17 protein-coding genes and 2 pseudogenes are annotated in these 21727 nt (G+C 49.9%); 10 read left to right on the top strand and 9 right to left on the bottom strand.

Features of this window, described 5'->3' with window-relative positions:
- Nucleotides 1-114: 114 nt before the first annotated feature.
- Both AC0YOB_RS27100 and msrA read left to right on the top strand, forming a co-directional pair.
- The gene (locus AC0YOB_RS27100) at nucleotides 115-1356 is read left to right on the top strand and encodes a DUF418 domain-containing protein (RefSeq protein WP_475795419.1); all 1242 of its coding nucleotides are present in this window, start codon (nucleotides 115-117) and stop codon (nucleotides 1354-1356) included.
- A gap of 921 nt (nucleotides 1357-2277) precedes the next feature.
- Nucleotides 2278-2805 (top strand): peptide-methionine (S)-S-oxide reductase MsrA, encoded by a 528-nt coding sequence (gene msrA, locus AC0YOB_RS27095; RefSeq protein ID WP_475795418.1) that lies wholly within the window; start codon nucleotides 2278-2280, stop codon nucleotides 2803-2805.
- A gap of 31 nt (nucleotides 2806-2836) precedes the next feature.
- Here the strand turns inward: msrA and AC0YOB_RS27090 are convergent.
- The 7 genes and pseudogenes from AC0YOB_RS27090 to AC0YOB_RS27060 form a co-directional block, all read right to left on the bottom strand.
- Nucleotides 2837-2941 (bottom strand): annotated as a pseudogene (locus AC0YOB_RS27090) (hypothetical protein); the annotation flags it as partial.
- A 603-nt stretch (nucleotides 2942-3544) separates the two neighbouring features.
- A complete protein-coding gene (locus tag AC0YOB_RS27085; RefSeq protein ID WP_475795417.1) occupies nucleotides 3545-3892 on the bottom strand; it encodes a winged helix-turn-helix transcriptional regulator in 348 nt (115 codons plus the stop codon).
- A gap of 301 nt (nucleotides 3893-4193) precedes the next feature.
- Nucleotides 4194-4473 (bottom strand): annotated as a pseudogene (locus AC0YOB_RS27080) (IS110 family transposase); the annotation flags it as partial.
- A gap of 237 nt (nucleotides 4474-4710) precedes the next feature.
- The gene (locus tag AC0YOB_RS27075) at nucleotides 4711-5334 is read right to left on the bottom strand and encodes a YdeI/OmpD-associated family protein (RefSeq protein WP_475795416.1); all 624 of its coding nucleotides are present in this window, start codon (nucleotides 5332-5334) and stop codon (nucleotides 4711-4713) included.
- A 29-nt stretch (nucleotides 5335-5363) separates the two neighbouring features.
- Nucleotides 5364-5762, bottom strand: a complete 399-nt coding sequence (locus tag AC0YOB_RS27070; protein ID WP_475795415.1) for a DoxX family protein — start codon at nucleotides 5760-5762, stop codon at nucleotides 5364-5366.
- 36 nt (nucleotides 5763-5798) lie between these two features.
- Entirely contained in the window at nucleotides 5799-6311 is a 513-nt protein-coding gene (locus AC0YOB_RS27065) for an SRPBCC domain-containing protein (protein ID WP_475795414.1), read from the bottom strand.
- The gene (locus AC0YOB_RS27060; protein ID WP_475795413.1) at nucleotides 6308-6661 is read right to left on the bottom strand and encodes an ArsR/SmtB family transcription factor; all 354 of its coding nucleotides are present in this window, start codon (nucleotides 6659-6661) and stop codon (nucleotides 6308-6310) included. The genes AC0YOB_RS27065 and AC0YOB_RS27060 overlap by 4 nt, the downstream gene beginning before the upstream one ends.
- A 469-nt stretch (nucleotides 6662-7130) precedes the next feature.
- On the opposite strand from AC0YOB_RS27060, the gene AC0YOB_RS27055 reads away from it, so the two are divergent.
- The 6 genes from AC0YOB_RS27055 to AC0YOB_RS27030 all read left to right on the top strand — a co-directional run bounded on the left by AC0YOB_RS27055 (nucleotide 7131) and on the right by AC0YOB_RS27030 (nucleotide 13339).
- Nucleotides 7131-8036, top strand: coding sequence for an NADP-dependent oxidoreductase (locus AC0YOB_RS27055; protein ID WP_475795412.1), 906 nt, complete (start codon nucleotides 7131-7133; stop codon nucleotides 8034-8036).
- 238 nt (nucleotides 8037-8274) lie between these two features.
- Nucleotides 8275-9180 (top strand): aldo/keto reductase, encoded by a 906-nt coding sequence (locus AC0YOB_RS27050; protein WP_475795411.1) that lies wholly within the window; start codon nucleotides 8275-8277, stop codon nucleotides 9178-9180.
- Nucleotides 9181-9288: 108 nt separating this feature from the next.
- A complete protein-coding gene (locus AC0YOB_RS27045) occupies nucleotides 9289-9804 on the top strand; it encodes an SRPBCC domain-containing protein (RefSeq protein WP_475795410.1) in 516 nt (171 codons plus the stop codon).
- Between the two features lie 552 nt (nucleotides 9805-10356).
- On the top strand, nucleotides 10357-10773 hold the full coding sequence (locus AC0YOB_RS27040) for a VOC family protein (protein WP_475795409.1): 417 nt from the start codon (nucleotides 10357-10359) through the stop codon (nucleotides 10771-10773).
- 1027 nt (nucleotides 10774-11800) lie between these two features.
- Nucleotides 11801-12505 (top strand): S-layer homology domain-containing protein, encoded by a 705-nt coding sequence (locus AC0YOB_RS27035; RefSeq protein ID WP_475795408.1) that lies wholly within the window; start codon nucleotides 11801-11803, stop codon nucleotides 12503-12505.
- Nucleotides 12506-12655: 150 nt separating this feature from the next.
- Nucleotides 12656-13339 (top strand): GDSL-type esterase/lipase family protein, encoded by a 684-nt coding sequence (locus AC0YOB_RS27030; RefSeq protein ID WP_475795407.1) that lies wholly within the window; start codon nucleotides 12656-12658, stop codon nucleotides 13337-13339.
- Nucleotides 13340-13580: 241 nt separating this feature from the next.
- Here AC0YOB_RS27030 and AC0YOB_RS27025 read toward each other — a convergent pair whose 3' ends face one another.
- On the bottom strand, nucleotides 13581-14228 hold the full coding sequence (locus tag AC0YOB_RS27025; RefSeq protein ID WP_475795406.1) for a DUF2306 domain-containing protein: 648 nt from the start codon (nucleotides 14226-14228) through the stop codon (nucleotides 13581-13583).
- Between the two features lie 60 nt (nucleotides 14229-14288).
- On the opposite strand from AC0YOB_RS27025, the gene AC0YOB_RS27020 reads away from it, so the two are divergent.
- Complete coding sequence (locus tag AC0YOB_RS27020; RefSeq protein WP_475795405.1) at nucleotides 14289-14882, top strand: TetR/AcrR family transcriptional regulator; 594 nt, start codon at nucleotides 14289-14291, stop codon at nucleotides 14880-14882.
- Nucleotides 14883-15022: 140 nt separating this feature from the next.
- Here AC0YOB_RS27020 and AC0YOB_RS27015 read toward each other — a convergent pair whose 3' ends face one another.
- Nucleotides 15023-16102, bottom strand: a complete 1080-nt coding sequence (locus AC0YOB_RS27015; protein WP_475795404.1) for a DJ-1/PfpI family protein — start codon at nucleotides 16100-16102, stop codon at nucleotides 15023-15025.
- A 495-nt stretch (nucleotides 16103-16597) separates the two neighbouring features.
- Between AC0YOB_RS27015 and AC0YOB_RS27010 the strand changes: the two genes are divergently transcribed.
- Nucleotides 16598-21676: a glycosyl hydrolase family 95 catalytic domain-containing protein gene (locus AC0YOB_RS27010; protein WP_475795403.1), complete on the top strand. Its 5079-nt coding sequence runs from the start codon at nucleotides 16598-16600 to the stop codon at nucleotides 21674-21676.
- Nucleotides 21677-21727 lie beyond the last annotated feature (51 nt).

The raw sequence follows: 21727 nt of genomic DNA, 5'->3' as shown, positions 1-21727 counted from the left end.
ATTATGCAGATCCAATGGAGTGCTGTTGGCTAAAATGGCCGACGCTCTTTTTTTGAACTATTATTGAATGAAAATTTATTCATCAAAATAAACTATTGATAAGGGGATTAAACCATGATAAACGAAACCGCAGGACCTGTCCCAAAACAGGATCGGGCTCTCGCGCCGGATTTGGCAAGAGGAGTCATGCTGCTATTTATCGCGTTGGCCAACTGCGCCGGAGTCTTCTTTGCCACCGCTCCCGGCGTCGATCCCAACCCGCAAGGATGGGAGCGAATCTATAATCTATTCTCGTTTATGTTTCTTCATGCACGGACATACCCCATGTTCGCCTTCATGTTCGGATATGGGATGATTCAGCTTGCGATGCGTCAGCAGGCGGCGGGAAGAAGTCCGCTTGAAGTGCGTATGATATTGCTGCGCCGTAATGGTTGGCTTCTCGGTTTCGGTCTCATTCATGGCGTATTGCTCTATTCCGGCGACATTCTTGGCGCATACGGAGTAGCGGGGCTGCTGTTCGTCTTCCTGCTGCTGAATCGAAGCGAACGTATCTATCGATTGGTATTCTGGTATTGGGGGCTCCTGATCGTCTACTGTCTGGTTTTGATGATTTGGATTGCCATTAATCTCGCCAACGGGTCTACGGAAACGGCTGTAATTGTTACAAGCCCGTTTCCTTCGTCTTTGTCGCAGTCGTATTCCGTCTCCTTTACGGAAAGACTGAACGAATGGCCGATGCATACGGCTTTAATGTCCGTCTCGATTGTCATTATCGGTCTCGGTGCTTGGTGCGCGAAACGGCGGATACTGGAAAACCCCGCGAACCATCTTCGGATGCTGAGCTGGTGTGCCGTGATCGGGATCGCAGCGGCTGCAATCGGCGGTTTACCGATGGGGCTGCTTAATCTTGGCGTTCTTCACGCCGATGCGGATACCGCGCCGTTGATCAAATTGCTTTATGAAACGATCGGAACGTTCGGAGGGGTGGGCTATGTCTCCGTGTTCGGATTGATCGCCTATGCAATGACCAAGTACCCGGCATGTGCTAAAAGCCGGATCGTACGGGCCATTACGGCGCTTGGGCAGCGGTCATTAAGCGGCTATCTGTTTCAATCGATCGTGTGGATGGTCGTCGTATCGCCGTTCACGCTGCATCTAGGCGCGCATTTCGAGCGTTTGACCTTGGTTGCGATCGGAACAGCCGTGATCACTTGGCTCGCAAGCGTAATTGCGGCTTATTATATGGATCGGTACGGAAAGCGGGGGTGGGTCGAAGTGCTGCTCCGGAGATTAACCTACGGACGCTTCTACCGTAAAGGCGTTGTCGACGAAGACCGGGTAAAGGCAGGATTGTAGAAAATTGCACTAATGGCAGCAACCAAGGGAGATAAAAAGAAAGGGCCATCCCGCAAAGGATGGCCCTAAAACTTGCCGTTACAGACGGCACGGCGAACCGTATCATAAGTAGGGCGAGATTTCGCACGCAAAATCAGTCCGCAGATTATCGGGTGTAAAATTCTCTGTTTGCTAAGATGAGATGGAAGGGTGGTCATTACAATGGACTCGATTCAGAACATGAACAAGGCACACTAGCCTATATTGAGGAGAATCTTGACGATGAAATCGACTTTGAACTAGTGGCCAGAACAGGAGGCTGCATTTTTTAAACAATAAAAACGAACATATGTTCAAAAAAGTCGCATTTTGAACACAAGTCTATCAAATTCTCAATTTCCTCAGCTTATTGCCCTATCCCTAATTACGCAAAGAAGCTACTTTAAATACGAGGCATAAGTGTCAGCGTCTTACTGTTTTCTCGGTGAGATCGGTTTCATCTATCCACAACCTCGTATCTAGGCCTTGCGCGTTTTTTTGCAGTACGTTGGCTTCCGCAAAATCCGGACAAGGTATCTAGTTGCTCTCTGATCTGGTAAGTCAGGACGCGGCAAATGTACTGCTTAGTTCAACAGTAAAAAACAACAGGTTTGAGTCACGCATACCGCGGGTATAATGGTTGAGGATCTCACGAAGCTCTAAGTTAGTTGGAAAAACATTGGCTTTCCAATGCGGATATGGGACATCCTAGACATGGAGCTTCGAGAGATCACCGATATGCAGCTTGGGTCTAGTCCTCCTTTGGGTGGCCAAGTTTCACGAAGCCGATACGCGGTGGCCTACGCTACTGCATCAATTCCGCGTAGCTCCGATTCATCCATCGCGACGACATGGAGAGCGAGGGCTACGGCAAATATCTCGATCAGATTGAGGAGGTTTAACATGCATCAGCGCGCTGTACTCGCTGGGGGATGCTTCTGGGGAATGCAGGACTTGATCCGCAAGCTTCCCGGCGTCGTCTCGACTCGCGTCGGCTATACTGGCGGTGACACTCCGAACGCGACCTATCGCAACCATGACACTCATGCTGAGGGGATCGAAATCGTCTTCGATACAGCGGAGACGAGCTACCGGCGCATCCTGGAGTATTTCTTTCAAATCCACGATCCTACGACGCGGAACCGTCAGGGCAACGATATCGGCACAAGCTACCGTTCGGCGATCTACTATGAGAGCGACGAGCAGAGAAAGGTAGCGGAGGAGACGATCGCCGACGTGAACGCGTCGGATCTGTGGCCGGGCAAGGTCGTCACCGAAGTGAAGCCTGTCGGCGACTTCTGGGAAGCAGAGCCGGAGCACCAGGACTATCTGGAGCGTAATCCGAGCGGCTACACCTGCCACTTCCCGCGCCCCAACTGGGTCCTTCCCAGGCGGGAGGCCGGCGGCGCCCCGTCAAGTAGACAACAATGAAATAAGAGCACCAAGCAGCCTTAGTTCGGTACTCCACCGGACTAAGGTTGTTTAATTTCTTCTGAAACCGCTTGTGTTTGTAAAAGTGAATGTACCGGTGGATCACATCGATGAGCTGCTTCTGTCCCTTCTTCATTCTGACTACAGGGTGAAATCCTGCGAATTCATGAGTCTGAGTGAGGAAACGGAATCATTTCGAGGGAGTTTAACAAAGTCTGCTTGGAGCTGCTCCGTCGGGAATGACATCAAGTTCTTGTCATTGGCTCGTGACAAGAACTTGATGTCATAAAATAAAAGCTGCGATTTACGCGGGCTTAGTCATGACCAACGAGAAACATATTCGCAAAATCCGTCTTTTGTACATATCTAAATAAATCGCCCCACATCGTTAAGGATCGGACTAGTGACCAACTCCGTAGCTCTTAAATAGCCTTTTCCATGTTGGAGGCGGACAAGAACATATATCGATATTGCCCCGCGCTCAGCGCGGTTTTTGTTATATGGAGATAACTCAGGCAGGAAACGATTTTTATATCAAGGGTATAAACGCTTCTGACCCAGAAAACAATTCGTTAAGCGTAACCATTAACCCCATCGGATTAGATAATACAAGTATAAGTAACCATCCAATTTTAGTAGTCATGCGGATGTAATATTTTAAGGAATGTATCTTCCTAATCGGGGGGGCCGCAGAGACATAGGTTGAAAGTACACATATTGCTAAAGTGGATTATGAATGTCAGGCTTCAGCCTTTTTGGCTCCGTCATGATTGTCGCGTTCGATGTGTACTTGTCCCCAACCAGAAAGCGAGCTAATAATCGGAACGAGAGTCTTGCCGTAATCACTAAGTGAATATTCCACTTTAGGAGGGACTTGTGGAAATATGGTTCTGATGACGACACCGTCTTCTTCCAGCTCCCTAAGTTGTTGTGTAAGTACTTTTCGTGTTACGTACGGCAAAGCGCTCTGTAATTCTCCAAAGCGGTTTGCTCGGCCGATCAGGTGCCGAAAGATATGAGGCTTCCACTTTCCGCCAATTACGGCCAGAGCCGCTTGGACAGGACAGTAAAGGTTTTCCTCGTCCATATTCGATTCTCCTTTTGTATCCAAATGGAAACTATGTTACTCAAAAGTGCGTTATTGAGAGAATGTTGCACAAGAAATTATAATTCAAGGAACACAAGTAACACAATAATACAAGCTGAATTGGCATTGTTGAAAGGCAGAGCTTAAGACAGAATACTTTAAGAAAAGGGAGAGAATTCAAATGTCAGAATCATTGATGAAGGCAATATTGTCCAAAGAAAAAAAAGTACTAGACTGAAAAATAAAGTATTAGACTGAGAAAATATAGTTGTAGACTGGGATAATAAAGTATTAGACTGGCGATAGCTTTAAACTCGGCAGGCGTAGGAAAGAGACGCAGGGTAGCTAGCGATTCGGAACCAATGAGGTGCTTGTATACCTGCCGAAGCTCGGGGAACACAATGTCGACCCAGCGGTGGATCTGGTTCTTGACGCTGACGAGACGATGGACGATTATCTCCCGGTTCGCCATGAGAACGCGCAGTTCCATGAACCCTTCACTGGTTTCTTTGTTGAAGGTGTAGTTAACCGTTTTTCACCATGTCGGCGATAACGAAGGCATCTTTGATGTCGCTTTTGGATGGATTAATGTGAAAATATCCTAGGTTACAAGTATTTTCATTGGCTACGCGTTGACTCCGTGTTGACTTCGAGGCATAGAAAATACATCGCCGGGGCAATTGGCCCGCATGGCGATGTATTCGTCATTTAAGTACTGCTGTACGCTTTTTGGTTATTCTTATGACACGTATGAATGTATCATTTTCTTGGCTAGGGATGAGGGATTCGAAACCCCGATCGCAAGGTTAGGCGCTCTTTTACTTTGCGTATTTCCAGAATCGACCTTTGCCTTCGGCGATCCATTCCAGGGCTTCATCTATTCGCTGTTGTCGTGTGGCATCGGTCTTTGCACTTTCAAGCCATACGATGTAGTTCTTGCGGAATGACGGTGATTGGTTCTCAAAAACTTGTTGAGCAGTAGGATTTTTCGAGAGTGCTTCTAGGAAATATGCCGGAGTTTCTACTGGGTTGCTACCCGGCGCTGCTTTAGCTGTCTTGTCAAGTTTCACGCCTCGGTCATTTAAATCCATCGCTTCTTTGATAAAGCCTGCGAGTTCTTCATCTGATGGCAGCTCAGAGATACTCGTGAATCTGCTCATAAATCGCTGGCCTGGCTTTACTTTCTTGCCACCAGCAAATCGGGGATCGCTCATGAACTCAGATTTTATGAATGTGAGCGAACAGTGGTTTTTAGTGGAGGCTAAAACGCACATGAAATCGTTTTTGTAATCAAAATGCGGGATGGCCCACTTAATTGATTCCACTACATTAGGGCAGTTTTTGTGTATCTGCTCTCTAAGATAATTGAGGATTGGTTTGGCAAAATCCTCAGAGTTTTCGATGTAATGTGTAACTTTTGGATCAGTGCTCTCTAGTGACATTTTATATATTCTCCTTCCGGTACATCAAATCAGTTCGTTATGCTGGCAATAGGGATGGACACTGCTGCTTTTTGCTTTTTGTTGTAATACACATAGGATCCAGCGATTACGGCAAAACCGATCAGGAAAAAGATCCACCCGCTAACTGGGTCGCCTACAGCGATTGTGGAATACATAGCCCCGCCCAAGTCAAAAGTGATACCCGCGTAAGCCCATTCTTTAACTCGCGGAAAGCCTGGAATCAGGATAGCCGTCAAGCCTAGTAGTTTGGCAATGCCTAGAAAGGGCAAAAGGTAATTAGGGTATCCTAAATGCTCGAATAAATTTACCGCATCTGGTACTAACAATACGTCGGGAATGGCGCCTGCCCCAAAGAATAGAACTAATAATCCTGTGAAAAACCAGTACATGATTAAAACTCGTTTCATTGGTAATCACATCCTTTTTCTTTAAGTACGTGACAATTACAATTGAACATTTTGCAGGTGATCTTCGAGACGATCCCACGTTTCGCTGATGCCTTGCTCCATGCCCATATCCAATACCGTTTGGAGCGCTTCGGTGGACGTGTATGTTGCAGTGTTAATCAATTTAGTTTTGCCTGCGAACTCTACGAACTGAAGAATCACATCGGTTGCAGGCATATCCGCAGAAACATTGCCCTCACTGTCTGAGAAGTAGTCCGTGTATTCGATTTTTTCGCTGGTTACGATATCTTTGTACACGCCTTTGCCCCATGATTCCATGCCGTAGAAATCGCCTTGGTTCTTATCCTCGCACTTCATGCAGTAATGCCAGATGCCGCCTGGGCGAAAATCGATGTTGCAAACCGGCAGCGTCCAACCGCTCGGCCCCCACCATTGCTTCAAATGCTCGGCTTCGGAGAAAGCTTGGAATACTAACTCGCGTGGGGCGTTAAATACTCGCTCCAGGATCAATACGTTTCCTTCTACTTTGCTTACGGTTTGGTTTGTCATTCCATTTCCTCCTCTAATTTGGATGATTCCTTGGGCTTTTCTTGCAACTGTTTTAAATAACGCTCTAAGTTGTCGTAACGCTCATTCCAGATTTGGCGGTAACCCTCAAGCCATGTATCAAGCTCTTTAAGAGGCTCGATCCGAAGCTTGTAATTCCTCCGATTCGCTTCCGCTTCGACTTTCACCAGGCCAGCTTCCAACAGGACGCGCAAGTGCTTAGAGGCTTGTGGCTGCCTTAACTGCAGCCGTTCCGCAATTTCGCCTACGGAAAGCGGCCCATTCGCCAACAAATCCAGGATGCGTAATCGGTTCGGTTCTGCCAAAGCGCTAAACGTTGTGCTACTTATCATTCGGTACCAATCACCTCGGTTCAGCGGCACCTCTTGCTTACATTCATAATATACCCAACGTGGAATATTCCTGTCAAGGAATATATATAATTTTTTTCTCTCGTGTTATGTGGGAATATAAGTTTACCTTCGAAAAAGGCCGCGGTTTTCGCGGCCATAAATGCCACCGACACAAACAGAGGGCCAGCTACCACCAACTGGAGCACGAAAACGGCAGCCACGCTGTTGGCTGCCGTTTCTATGTAAACTTTGAACTACCGGGTACGTTAGTTCAATAAAGCAGCAGCAGTCTACGACTTTATTTTCTCAGTCCATGGCTGTTGCTGTTTCGTTTTTGGGGTTAGTCTAATACTTAATTTTCGGAATGTGACGGTTTGTAAATCGAAAAAACAGCGCGGCTGCAATACATCCAGTCTAATACTTTATTTTCTCAGAACAAATATGTGTGCATGAATACGGCGACCCAGATGTGCTGAAATTAAAAGATGTGGAACGTCCGGAGCCGCAGTCCGGCGAAGTTCTTGTCCGTGTTGAATATGCGGCAGTGATTCCACTGGATTGGAAAATCCGCAGTGGAATACTGAAGGATGTATTTCCCCAAAAGCTGCCGTTTATTCCGGGAACAGTTGTTTCCGGCATTATTGAATCCGTAGGCGACAATGTAACGGGATTCAAAGCAGGCGACTTCGTTTTCGGCAAAATGAAAGGATCATATTCAGAATATGGGATCGTTTCAGTTTCTGAACCATATTCGGGATTAAACGGGTTGTTGCATGTACCCGAAAATCTCAAGCTTGATGATGAAGCGACAATTGGAGCAGGTGCCGAATCCGCTTGGAAAGCTTTGTTCACAGAAGGAAATCTAAAACCCGGTCAGACCGTTTTGATTCATGCTGCGGCCGGTGGGGTAGGACAATTCGCTGTTCAACTTGCTAAATGGAAGGGCGCCAAAGTGATTGGCACCGCTTCGAGCGCTAATCTCGATTATGTGAAATTATTGGGAGCAGACCACGTGATCGATTATACGACGATTCCATTTGAAGAAGTCTTAAAGGATGTAGATCTGGTAGTAGACACAGTTGGAGGAAGTACCCAAGATCGATCATGGCCGGTATTGAAACCAGGTGGATGCATCGTCTCGTTGGTGCAACCGCCATCCCAAGAGAAGGCACGCGAATTCGAGGTTACAGCCAAACATAGCACCGCGTTTCCGACGTATAATGACAATAAAGCGGTAGCGCAACTACTCGCGGATGGTACAATCAAAGCGGAAATTGACAGAATATACCCGCTGAACGAGGTAAAGGATGCACACTTGCGAAGTGAGGGCAGGCATAGTCGCGGAAGAATACTATTGAGTGCTAATCCCATCTAGAACTAAAATATCACCTCCAACGCGCGGGGACTGTGATTTTTAGATGCCCAAGGCCGTACACAAGGCGATCGATGAAAGGTTTGGGTAATGTAGGTGCAAAGGGGGATGGAGCCCCTTTTCTTATTAAGGGAGAGGAAAACGTAATCATACTAAGGGTAATCAAATATAAATTATATCTGATTTGAATGGGCATCATTACGGGATTGGAGATAATGTACTGGTGAGAGTCCAAATAATTATGATAAAAAAGAGTGTCGATATCGGAATTAATTTCTTTGATACTGCTGATATTTATGCAGAAGGTGAAAGTGAAATTATTCTTGGACAATCCTTCCACAATCTTGGTATTGCACGGGAGGAAGTTGTAATTGCTAGCAAAGCCGCCGGACGAACAGGTATGGGACGTAACGATGTCGGTGCTTCAAGAGGACATATTATGAATGCAGTGGAGGCAAGTTTAAAGAGATTGAAGACGGATTATATCGATTTGTATCAGATTCACGCCGATGATTTCTTGACACCTGTAGAAGAAACTTTAGGTGCTTTAAATGATCTGGTAACACAAGGTAAGGTACGATATATTGGAGTGTCGAACTGGCATGCTTGGAAAATTGCTGATGCTCTTGGTATTTCGGAACGCAAGAATCTGGCTCGCTTTGAAACGGTTCAGGGGTATTATTCTCTTGCCAGCCGCGATGTTGAGCGAGAGCTGGCGCCTTTGATGGAAGCGAAGAAGATGGGGCTTCTGGTGTGGGGTCCGCTTGCTGGCGGTCTACTGTCAGGGCGTTATGATCGACACAATCAAAAGGCTGAGGATTCGCGCCGCTCTGCGGCTGATTTCCCGATTGTAGATAAAGAGCGAGCTTGGAATATCATTGATACGTTAAAACCGATCGCTGAAGCACATGGGACAAGTATAGCAAGTGTAGCGCTCGCTTGGCTGATGACAAGACCAGTTGTAACCTCCGTTCTTGTTGGAGCGAAACGATTGGAGCAGTTGGAAGAAAATCTGGAAGCTGCAAATTTAGAGCTGACGGATGATGAAATTCGCCAACTTGACGAAGTGAGTACACTGCCTCCTGAATATCCAGGTTGGATGGTTGACTTTCAGAAAAGTGATCGCCTGGAGCCACCTATTTTTTAAAATATTCAGTCTCGGTTATAAGAATTGCCGGTCTAGTGCAAGGCAGCGGATATCCGAAAAAGCCAACGGTCATAGAAAAGCAATTTCAAATTTCGAGGAGGATTTATCATGTCGACGAACACAATGGTTTCCCGGGTAGAAAACGATAAAGTGCTGGTGCTGGAGCGAGTGTTCAACGCGCCGCAAGAGCTCGTGTTCAAAATGTTTAAGGAGCCCGAACACCTGAAACATTGGTGGGGGCCGCGGGGCTGGGACGTTCCGTTCGTCAGCGTCGATTTCCGGCCGGGTGGCAAATGGCACTATTGCATGAAATGCGTCGATCGAAACCAAGGCGACTTTTACGGCATGGAATCGTGGGGCCTGGGTATCTATCATAAAATCTCCGAGCCGCAGCGAATTGACTACGTCGATTACTTCTCGGATGCCGAAGGAAATAAAAAAGCCGACATGCCGGCGACTGACATCGAACTCGAATTCGTCGATCTCGGCGATAAGACGAAGCTCGTCAACCGCGCCACGTACGTCTCGGCGGAAGCACTCAAGCAAGTCATCGACATGGGCATGCTGCAGGGCATCACTGAAACTTGGGATCGCCTGGAAGAGCTCCTGAACGAGGTCAAATGACGAACGGAAAAGTCACGATAGGCACCGCTTTCTTCTCCCCTATATTAGCAGATATCAGCTGTAGAAGGACAAGTCAGCGCGGAGTGGTTTAATAGACTTCTCTTATTTAGTTTGGATAAGCAGCAATCTGAACAAAATGTGAATCTACTCCAATCTTTATTTCATCTTGATGTCCGCTTCATCTTATCTTGATCCGTCTCTATTAGACTGACCGTGTTACCCAGTTTATCAGTGATGATGAAGATAGTTGAAAAAGGGCAACCTGATTATGCTATTTCATGCTTCCGTCTCCGCATGCAGCGCAGGCGTCACGACGCCGAATTCTTCGCCGGGCGCCGGAAGTACGGTAAATTCTCCGCAGCCGGACAAGATAGGTCGAACTTCATAAGCCGGGAATAGGTTGTTAATAAGGAGATGTGATTCTATATCCATTTATTGTAAGTTAGAAGCGCTTGTTAGGGTAATCAAATGGAGAAAGAGACATTGGGGAATATAACCCTTAAAAGAAGCGAAAAAATGTGTCCAAAAAAATATGATGAGGTGACCCAAACAATGGCATACAAATCGAAGTATACGTACCTGAACCTGCCAGTAAAAAATTTAATTCAGACGAAGGAATTTTTTAGTGCCATAGGCTTCGAGTTTAACCCCCAGTTCTCAGACGATAACTCAGCCTGCATGATTATTAACGACTATACGTTCGTTCAATTGCTCACAGAATCGTATTTCCAGACGTTCATCAATAAGCCAATTGCAGATGTCGCCACCGCCGCTGCAGGAATTATCGCACTCTCTGCCGATAGCAGGGAGCATGTAGACGAACTGGCGGACAAAGCGTTGTCAGCGGGGGGAAAGCAGTCCAAAGATCCGACGGATCACGGCTTCATGTACGTTAGAAGCTTCGAAGACCTGGACGGGCATCTGTGGGAAATTGCCTATATGGATATGAGCGCTGTACCCCAGGAATAGGCATTCCTGGTTTTTAAGAATGTCAAAACATGATGATCAGAAAGCTGCCGGTTTGCACCGGCAGCTTTCTGATGTTTAAAAGTAAAAGTTCAGTTGGTTTCATAGCTGAGTCTATAATTCTAATTTCATATTGCTGGCTGTGTGTCCGCTGGGAAATAAGGAATATTTAAATTTTTTCGCCAAAATTAAAAAGATGCTTCGAGTCTATCTTCATGATATGCCCATGGATTTCCGAATCCGATGAGATATTGGACCGTGACATCAAGCACTCCTGCAATATTTGCAAGTTGGAAGGGCGACAATGCCTTTTCTAAGCGTTCGGCTTTTTGATACTCTATGGTAGTCATTCCTGTTCGTTGGGTAATTTTAAGTTGCGAATATCCACACCGTTTCCAAGCTTCTACAATGCGCTTATGTGCCATTTTTTTTGTTCTGACGATCCAATACTTATGTATAAAATATCGCATTTTGTACATATGTAAATACATCGCCCCACATCGTTAAGGATCGGGCTGATAAAGATCCGGATCTGACTGAGTATCGAACGGGAGAAACCCCGGAGCTCTTAAATAGCCTTTCCCTGGCAAGTTGCAGGTATTCCATAATAGAATTCCAACATTCACAAAACTCACCTCTTTTATGTCTTGAATGGCTCATTACGAGCCATTCAAGGAATGTTTTTACCTACCTGGGCGTTCAAACCCTCCAATACTTCCCGGGTCTAATCGTCCGGCTTCAGGTCTTTCAATTAGCGGGTCTGCGTGACCACTGTAAATGTGAACCCATGATGGTTTCCCCTCATCTAAGTTATTAAACTTGGATGCGTCATCCCAATTAACTTTTTTCAAAGCTTCTAACTGATGGTTTTCTAGACCGTACTCTTTAACCACATCAGTTAAATTAGTTTTTAAAGCTCCCGGGGCTTCACATAATATTAACATATAAATCCTCGACATTATGCAACACTTGGCGCCTGCACAACGTTTGAGTCTATGAAACGTTCCATAAATTAGAAGAGGTGATAGAGATGACATCCAAGAAGAAAATGCTGGGTCTTTCCGCAGCCGTCGTGCTTTCGTTGTCTTTTGCCGGACAAAGCTTTGCCGCATCGACAACCTTTACCGATCTGGACAAGGTAGCTGCCAAGGATAAAATCATTTCCCTGCAGGCAGGCGGATTCGTATCGGGCGTGAGCAGCGACCTGTTTCTTCCCGCCGCTACGCTGACGGCTTCGCAAGGTATTCAAATGATCGTCAAAGCGTTTGATTTGAATATCGATACCCTTCGTTTCGTCAAAATGCCGCTGGCAACCGACTACTACAAAAATGCGAAAAATGATGCCTGGTACGCCGATACTTTGATTATCGCGGCAAACAGCGGCTTCGATCTGCCGGCCGATCTCGATCCGAGCAAGAAATGGACGAAAGAGGAATTCGCCCACCAACTGATGCTGGCGATGGAAGGGCATTTCCCGCTGCCGATGATCAATGTCAAAACCGTCGATATCAAGGATCAGGACGATTTCACCGTAGAATATAACGGTCCGATCCAGCGCTCAATCGTTCTGGGCATTACGTCGCTGGATGCAGAGGGGAATTTCCATCCCAAAGCGGAAATCACGCGCGCTGATTCCGCTGAAATGATCTATAACGCGATTGAATACGTTAAAGCTCATCCGGCCCCGGCGCAGCCCGAAACCTCAGCCCAGATGGAAACGCCGAACGAAGGATAATACACGCCGGGAGTTATCTGTCCAGGTCTCCCCAAACCATAAAGCAAACCCATAAGCAGGCAGGAAATCTCCCCGGGGATTTCCTGCCTTTTTCAATTTACACTGCCGTTTTTTATGCTTCCTAAAGCACTGATAAAGACGGCAATTCATATGCTGGTGGTATATGAAGGGGAAGGCGATTATCATGGGGAAGGTGGAGGAGCGCGAGTGATCCATTATGCCGCAATCGGGGATTCACTGACTGCCGGAGTAGGGGGGCTGTTAGGCGGTGGTTTTGTTCCGAAATATGGATGGCTGATTCAGGAGAGATTGGGACAGCCCGTTTATTACGACAAAATGGGAATATCGGGAGCAAGGATGCCGCGTATTCTATCGGTTGTAAGACACGATCCCAAGGCGAGGGCCATCCTGGGGAACGCTGATATCATCACTCTGACAGTCGGAGGCAATGATATGGTCGATGCAGCCAGAGCTTTCGCAGTCCACCGGAACGAAGAGGTGTTCAGTGAGGCCCTGACGAGCTGCCGGAAGAATTTTGCAGGTATTCTCGCGGTCATCAGGCAGTTGAAGTCCGGCTCCAAGCCTTATCTGATCCGCGCGGTCGATCTGTATAATCCCACACCCTCCCAGCCCGAAGCAGGGCTGTGGGTCAGGCGCTTCAACAGCCAGCTCGAAAGCTTCGAGGACGGGAATCTCAAGGTCGCGAATATTTACAGCTCGTTTCTGGGAAGGGAGCGGGAGCTCTTATGGCTGGATCATTTTCATCCCAACGGGCGGGGCTACAGCGTAATCGCGGAGGAGTTGGATAAGCAGGGGTATGGGACGTTAGCATGAAGGGAGTCCCTTTGGGGGACTCCGTCGTCATTGCGATTTCCCCCAACACCTCGGCTATCAGGCGACAGCGGGTACTCTGCCTCTAAATATGCGGCACGCCTCAGGTCGCGATGGAACCAGGGCATGGACTGGCCGAAGAGCTCATGAGCAGCTGGATGCTGCAACATCTTGGAAGCGATTTCAGCCGGATGCCGCTGCCGCAAAGCTGACGATCGTTTATTTCTTTTGTGATGGCGGATTCCTAATTCTGCAGTCCTCCCGACGTTTTGCTGTAAACCGTTCGTATGACCAGTTCGGCCAGCAACAGCAATAGCACAATAGATCCGTAGACGCTGACCGTATAGCTCTTCTCGTAAGCGAGACCCAATCCCTTGGTGCCAATGAAGGTAAACAGATGGATAAACATATTGGTAAAGCAGAAGGAGTAGCTTCTGCACATCCACTCCCGGTGGTTGGCGACCCGCATTCTTCTGATCTGGACCACCGCCGTGATCGTCATGGCCGGCCACAGGACGTTCAGAAGGTTGAAGGCCATGCTGGCCGCCTTGCCTCCTGTCGCTGCTGGAGCCATATAGCCGGAAGTGATCACGACGGCAAAAACGGCGATCAAGTAGAAGTACCCGTTGAGCCTATGGAACCTCCTGTGCTTGTACACGACTTTCTGCGAGAAGTTGATGGCTCCCGACACCATGGCCGCGCACGCGAATGCCACATGAACATACAAGACGTTTAGCCAGACCGAAACGTTAATGGGATGCTTGAGATTTGCTTTATGGCTTAGAAAAGATTCTGCCCGGGGATCAGCAATGAAATTGACGTACAGAACGTACGCGATAAAGCCTGCCGCCACAATCAGCATAAGCCGGTACAATCGCTTCGTATTGGGCATTCCGGACACCTCTGTGCTATTATTTAGGGAAACAGTCTGCATCGTGAAAGGGTTTGAGCCATGCGCAAGGGCGAACAAACTAGGCTCCGGATCATCATGAAGTCCGCCGAGCTTTTCAACCGGCAAGGATATGCGGCTACGACCATGCAGGATATCATGGACGAGACCGGCCTGACCAAGGGCGGGCTGTACCGCAGCTTCTCCGGCAAGGATGACATTGCCGTTGCTGCGTTTCAATACGCGGGCGAGGTGCTCTGGCGGCTGTTCTTACAGGCGACCGAGAACTGCGAGACGGCAACAGAGAAGATTATCGCGATGTGCAACGTATACAGCGACACCGTGAACAATCCTCCGCTGCAGGGAGGCTGCCCGTTCCTGAACACCGCCGTCGAGGCCGATCATTCTTTTCCGCTGCTGCGGGACCAGGCGATCGATGCATACGGGCATACCCAATCCTTTATGCAAGGCGTTCTGGAGCAGGGGGTGTCTGCCGGAGAATTCCAGCCGGATATGGACACCGAGGCACTCGCCTCCTTCATCTTCTCGGCGATCGAAGGCGCCATAATGGCGAGCCGGCTGACCCGGGACAACAAGCATGTCGCCTTCGCGACGAAACAGATCGAAAGCACACTGCGCTCCTGCGCCCGGACGTGAACCATACGGCATAACCGTAACGGCGGCGGTCCAGAGGCTTCTGAATACGCTGCTGCTATTCCTTAGGGATGAAAGAAACATGGAGAAGCCGCCAACGTCCGGCGTCAGCCGGTTCTTAGTGGCCGGTTCTGGGGATTCGTTCAGTTCGCTGCCGTACGCTTGCCCGATACCTTGGAAGCAGGCAGCAGGCCGGCCCTGGCTCTGCCCGACATTTCGTCCCCCAGCACGGTCACCTCGAATTTCAAATTCAAACGCATCGGCTTCTTCACTTTCAGCGACCAGCTTAAGAGGCTGCCAGCCACGACGGGATCGATGAATTCGACTCTCTCATCGCCCTGCACGGCCGTTCCGCTCACACGTCCACTGTCCCCGGAGATGTTCAACGTGACCGGGAGCTTTCCGATGGGCGTGGCAACGATTACCTCCCACCTCCCGACAAATACGGTTATTCCGGCATCCTCGCGGGCAGTGGGCCTGTTTGTGGAGATGATCCCGTCTCCGGCATCGACAATGCCGGACGTATTCTCCGGCTCCCGCTCATCCGCCCCGAATGCCGCTGCTTCGAAATCCGATGATTCCATAACTGGCTGCATGCCGACCGGGCGCCAGACCGTCCCCCGCTTCTCGTATTCGAACATTTTCTCCACTTCATGTGCGATTTGCGGCCCCAGCTCGCGCTCGACGATGTACAGCGCCACATCGAGACCCGAAGTCACGCCTCCGCCTGATACAAGATTGCCGTCATCGACGACGCGGGCATGCACGGGGACAGCTCCAGTCGCTCCCAGCGCCGCCATGCCCAGATGGTGGGTTGCGGCACGGCGGCCCTCAAGCAGCCCCTGCATGGCGAGCAGCAGCGAACCTCCGCACACTGCTGCGACTGTCAGTCCCGGAACCGACAAGGCAGCTTCTATCTTGGGGACCAGCTCCGTTTGCGACGCCTTTTGCAGCAGAGAGACGATTGATTCGTCCCCTTCCCCGTACACAGGCCCGGCCGCTCCGGGAACAACGATTATCGCCGCGGCTGTCGGATCGATCGACCCGGATGCGGAAATTTGCAGGCCGTTGATTCCGCTGGGAACGGATCTCGCGCCTTCAGCCGACACCAGCTCGGCGCGAATCGCGCCTCCCGTGTACCTTCCTGCTTCGGTAAATACCTCGTAAGGCGCCAATGCGTCCAGCAGGTCGAATCCGTCAAACAACACAATCTGCACAAGCATTTGAATCCCCTCCGACTAATTTTGAGACCGGACGGTACGGTCTCTTTTTTAGACTACGCCATTTTGACAGCATTGGCAATCGCTTTGCGCTGCGTTTATATGGACATTTGATGACATGGGTTGATGTTGAAAAGCCAAGGAAGATCGGGGGGGTTGGCGTTGTACAGCAGCGAGGACAGCAAGAGTCCGGGGTGGAAAATCGTTGATCGTAACTTTCTAAACTGTTTGAAGATATTATTCAATTGTTTTTAATTGTGCAGGGACTATGATTAGGATATAAACACCATAGGAGGGTGTGTTGCAATGAACAGAATCATTTTAGAAAAGGAAAGGATGAGGGTCACTATCGCTGACGGACAGACTCGCGTATCCGATGTTGTAAGCGATAACAAATGATTGAACTTGAAAGCGCTTCATTCAGTTTCATCAGTGAACGGAAGTCCCGGCAGGGATGAATGAAAAACAAAGATGATCATACAGGGAGGCTTTTGGCCCATGAAGTTTTATAAGAATAGAAAAGTAAAGAAATCTTTCCTTTCGCTGGTTGTCTTATCCCTTGCGATATCTTCCAGCCTGATACCGGGCGTGGCGGGGGCGGCGGACAATACGGCGTCTGAAGCTTTCAACACAAGCACGGGAACGCTCAATGTGGACTATGCTTCATACTTGTCCAAGCACGATGTGGTATACAATGCGCCGATCACCGATCCCAAAGGGGCTTTGACCGTAGGGAACGGCAAGGTGGGCGGAATGGTCTGGGATACAGCCAACGGACTTACGATGCAGGTTTCCGGAGTGGACGCTTCGCAGGAAGGCTTCGCTTCGCAAGGCCTGGTTAATTTATATACGAATCCCGGTTTGAATACGGGCTACACTGCGTATAAACAGAGACTTTCCTTGTATGACGGTCTCTTGACGACCGAGTACGATTCCAACCGCAAGATTACGATTATGGGATCGCCGAATTCCGAGGTGATGGGCATCCACGTCGAAGACAGCCGTGTGGGCCTGGCCAGCGTTTCGCTGGATCTGAGCCTGTGGGATGTCAGCAACTTCGGCGGAGGCGACGTGAAGAATATCAACGCATGGAGAACGGTCACAACCTTCGCCGATCCGACTGTCGTCGGGTTCAGCAGAGGGCAGGCCGACCCGGATCATTTTGGCTACACGATGGCTGCGACGGTCGAAGGGGCGGACTTCACGACCCAGACGGTCAACGGCAGCAAGGTAAGGCTGAACATTAAGCCTACATCGAGCTATACGATCTGGATTTCCACGGCCAGCCGGCTCAATGCCCCGGGGTATGACTCGATTGCCGAAGCCAAGAAACAGTTAACGACTGTCAAGGCTGCCGGGTACGATACCACCTTGGCCAGCTACAAGGACTGGTGGCATGATTTCTGGTCCAAGTCCTTCGTCCAGTATTCCAACGCTTCAGGCGATGCCGATTATATGGAAAGCTTTTATTATCTGAGCACGTATATCATCGCCGCAGGCGCATTCGGCAGCTATCCGTTCCACTTTATCAACGGCGTATTCAGCGCCGTGGAAGACAGCGACAGCGGAAAGTGGAGCAACGCGTACTGGTACTGGAATCAGAGGGATATTTACCATTCGTTCCTCGCCTCCAACCATGCGGATATGGTGGAAGTCTTCAACAATTTATACAGCCGCAATTTCGATACGCTGAAGGCATACACGCAGACCAGGTACGGCATCGACGGCATCTGGGTTCCGGAGACGATGGGCTGGAACGCAAGCGCCGCAGGCACGATCAACAGCGACTACACGCAGGATACGCTGTCGACCGCATCGGAAGCGGCGATGAATATGTATGCGCAGTACAAGTATACGAATGATACCGATTACTTGAAGAATATCGCGTATCCGTTCATGCGGGAGGCGGCCAAATTCTATGCGGCCAAGCTTTCATTCGACGAGACAACGGGTCAATACTTTATGGAGTCCTCAAATGTGCATGAGCAGCATTGGGACGTGAAGAATGCCATTACCGACCTGGCGGCTGTACGGGATCTGTTCCCGGCGGCAATCAAGACGAGCGAGGATTTGCAGCTGGATGCGGATCTCCGCCTCAAGTGGCAGGACGTTCTGGATAATCTTGTCCCATACCCGCTCGATCCGAACGACCCCAACCAGTATTTGCCGCATGCTCCGCCGTTGTCCCAGAACCGGAACAATGAGAATTCCATTTTGGAGCTGGCGTGGCCTTATAACATTAGCGGCATCGGCTATCCGGACTATCAGAAGCTGCTTAACGGATACAATAACCGTCCATACAAGTACACGTCGAACAACGTTTGGGATCCGGCTCCTATCCAGGCAGCACGTCTCGGACTGGGCGACGAAGCTTATTTGGGTATGAGAATGATGCTTCAACGGTACCAGCAGTATCCGAACGGACGCACGACGAATACCAACGGCGAGTTCGAGTACATGGGCGTGCACCTATTGGCCATGAACGAATCGCTGCTGCAAAGCTATAACGACAAGATCAGGGTTTTCCCTGCTCTGCCGACCGACGCTGCCTTTGTCAGCAAGTTTACATTGTCGGCCAGCGGCGGGTTCCAGGTAAGCTCGGAGAAGGATAACGACGAGATCAAATATGTCGGGATCAAAAGCTTGTACGGCAACCCGGCAACTGTAGTCAATCCTTGGGGAACGGAAACGGTGCAGGTCAGAAAGGTTTCCGACAATTCTGTCGTCACGACCTCGTCAAGCGGTGAATTTACGTTCAATACGGAGGCGGACACCGTATATGTGGTAGAACGCACCGCCAAGCCTTTGAGCAATTATACACATGCCAAACTGACTGGAACTGCCAATCAGGGTGTGAAATCCTTAAGCGGCACAAGCTCCAGGCTGGGGCTGGACGCTTCGGGAGGCCGTACCACCATTACGACTTTTTATGCGGATGGCTCATACGGAGGTACAGATGTGACTTTGGCGCCGGGGAGCTACACGACAGCACAGCTGATGACGGCGAACATACCGAATAACTGGGCGTCATCGGTACGGGTACCGGCGGGCTACACAGTAGCTGTGTACGACAATGACAACTTTACGGGAACCAAGTGGTTGTTCACCTCGGATACGGACTTCCCTTCCGGAACCAATCCGAATGCCAATGATAAGATGTCATCGGTGAAAATCTATCTTAGCGACGGCAGCACAAAGGTTGAAGCCGAGAGCGGAACGTTAAGCAATCCTGCGAACAAATATGCGGATGCTGCGGCTTCGGGCGGCCATGCAGTGAAATTCGAGGCGACCGGTGATTCGTTAACCTTCGAGAACTCCGGTTCGGCCTCCAAGATCATATTTACGTATGCCACAGCCAGCGACCCTGGACAGATCAGCCTCTATATTAATGGTGTCTTCAGCAAGCATATCAGCTTCCCGACGAACGGCGTATGGCAGGGAGGGTATCCTTCCTTGACGGTGCCGGTAAATATCCCGGGAGGCGCAACCGTCAAATTCCAGCTGGATGACGGGGACAGCGCTGTCAATCTCGATTCCCTCTCTTACATATCCATGGATTTGAGCGGGGTAGGCGTGGATGTAGCTTCCAATCTGATAACAGGCACTACGGTCGATATGCAGTACAGCCTTGATTCCACGGATGGCCTCAATGGCACATGGACGACGGCTACGGCCGGCAGCACAACGGTTATGTTTCTGGGCGGAAAAGTATACATCAGGGATATAAGCGATCCGGGACATTTTGCCCTGATTGCAACGGTACCGCCGTTCAGCGGACCGAAATACGAAGCCGAGAGCGGCACAAGAACCGGTTCGACCAACGTTGCCTCGGATTCCAAAGCATCCGGAGGCAAGGTCGTGGATCACTTCTCCAATAACGGAGATTCCGTATCCTTGTCCAATGTTGCGACGGGCTCGCGGCTGATTATTGCGTACTGCACGGACAATAATCCGGGCCGGCTCAGCTTGTACATCAATGGAGTGGACAGCGGGAACATCACTTTCCCGACTACCCACGGCTGGAATACCAACTATTCCACGGTCACGGTCACCAAAGCCATTCCAGCGGGCGCAACGGTCAAGCTGCAGCTGGACAGCGGAGATTCGGGAGCCAATATTGACTATATGATTGTGCAATCGCAGGATTTGACCGGCGTAAGCCTGAACACGGCGACCAGTCAAATTACAGGCACGAATACGTTCCTGGAGTACAGCGTGAACTCGACCGACGGCAGGAACGGCACATGGACCGCGGCCAAGGCGGACAATACGCCGGTTGTCATGGCGCCGGGCAAGATTTTTGTCAGAGAAGCGGCCAACCCGAACAACTATAAGCTGCTGCAGACCATTATCGGACAAATGTATGAAGCGGAGAACACCACATTAACCAAAGTAGACGCTTCTTCGGATGGAGCGGCTTCCGGCGGCAAAGCGGTTACCGGCTTGTCCACCCCGGGCAGTTCTTCCATGGTCTTCACGAGCACGGCCAAGGGCGGGCAATTGGTTATCGGATATACGACAGCCAATGCAAACAGCAAGCTGAGCCTCTATGTCGACGACAAGTTTATCAAGAGCATCGGCTTCCCTTCCACCGGCGTCTGGAGCGGAGCGTATGCCGTCGTGAAGACGAATGTCAGCATTCCGGCTGGATCAGCGGTTAAATTGATGCTCAATAATGGAGATTCCGGATCGAACATCGACTATTTTATTGTTCAGCCTCTGGATAATTTCAACGGTGTGAGCGTAAATGTGGGGGCAGGTCAAATTTCCGGAACAACTGAGGATATGGAATACAGCCTGGATTCCTCAGACGGCAGCGACGGCAGCTGGGCTGCGGCAGGCACGGGAACTACGCCGGTTGCATTCGTCCCGGGCAAGATTTATCTGCGGGTAGCGGGCAATCACAGCATCAACAGCCTGCTGGCAACAGTGGCAGCGCCGGCTCCCGCACCGACAGTAACGGCCAATGTTTACTACGGCATGGCGCAAGTCAAGCTGGTGGGAGCAGCCACAACGATGCAGTACAGTCTGGATGGAGGCTCTAACTGGTCCAATGTTACGGCTCCGATTGCTGCAGGCACGGCCACGCTTGATTTGTCCGCAGCGCCGAATGACGATCTCCGCGTCCGGACAGCAGCGACATCAAGCGCTCTTGCCTCACTGCCGACCGGAAAGCTGAACATACCGGTAGATCTGGCGCTGTTGAATGTGAAAATCGCCAATGCCGATGCGCGGGTATCCGCAGCTTCGGTCGGAACGCTGTGGGGTCAATATTCGCAGGAAGCAGTTGATGCCCTCCTGCTGGAGATCGCGAATGCCAAAGCGGCGGCTGCGAGCGCGGACGCCACCCAGGAGCTGGCGGATCAGGCAGCCAATGCACTGGATACCGCCATGCAGACGTTCACGGCAGCCGTGAACACGACGGCATCTATTGAGGATCTTGCCCTGTTGGGAATGAAGTATGGCCTGACATCCGCAAGTCCTGACTGGCAGCTGGTCAACAGGTACGATTGGAACAGCGATCATAAAATCACGATTGTTGATCTTGCGGTACTGGCCTCCAAGATCGGGCAATAACAGCAGTTGTTACAGCTTGGGGAAGCGGCCAAGCATGACGCTTCCCCGGGT

The sequence above is a fragment of the Paenibacillus sp. JT31N17 genome (assembly GCF_056269255.1).
The sequence above is the reverse complement of the archived record's forward strand: the minus strand, read 5'-3'. Positions and strand labels throughout refer to the sequence as shown.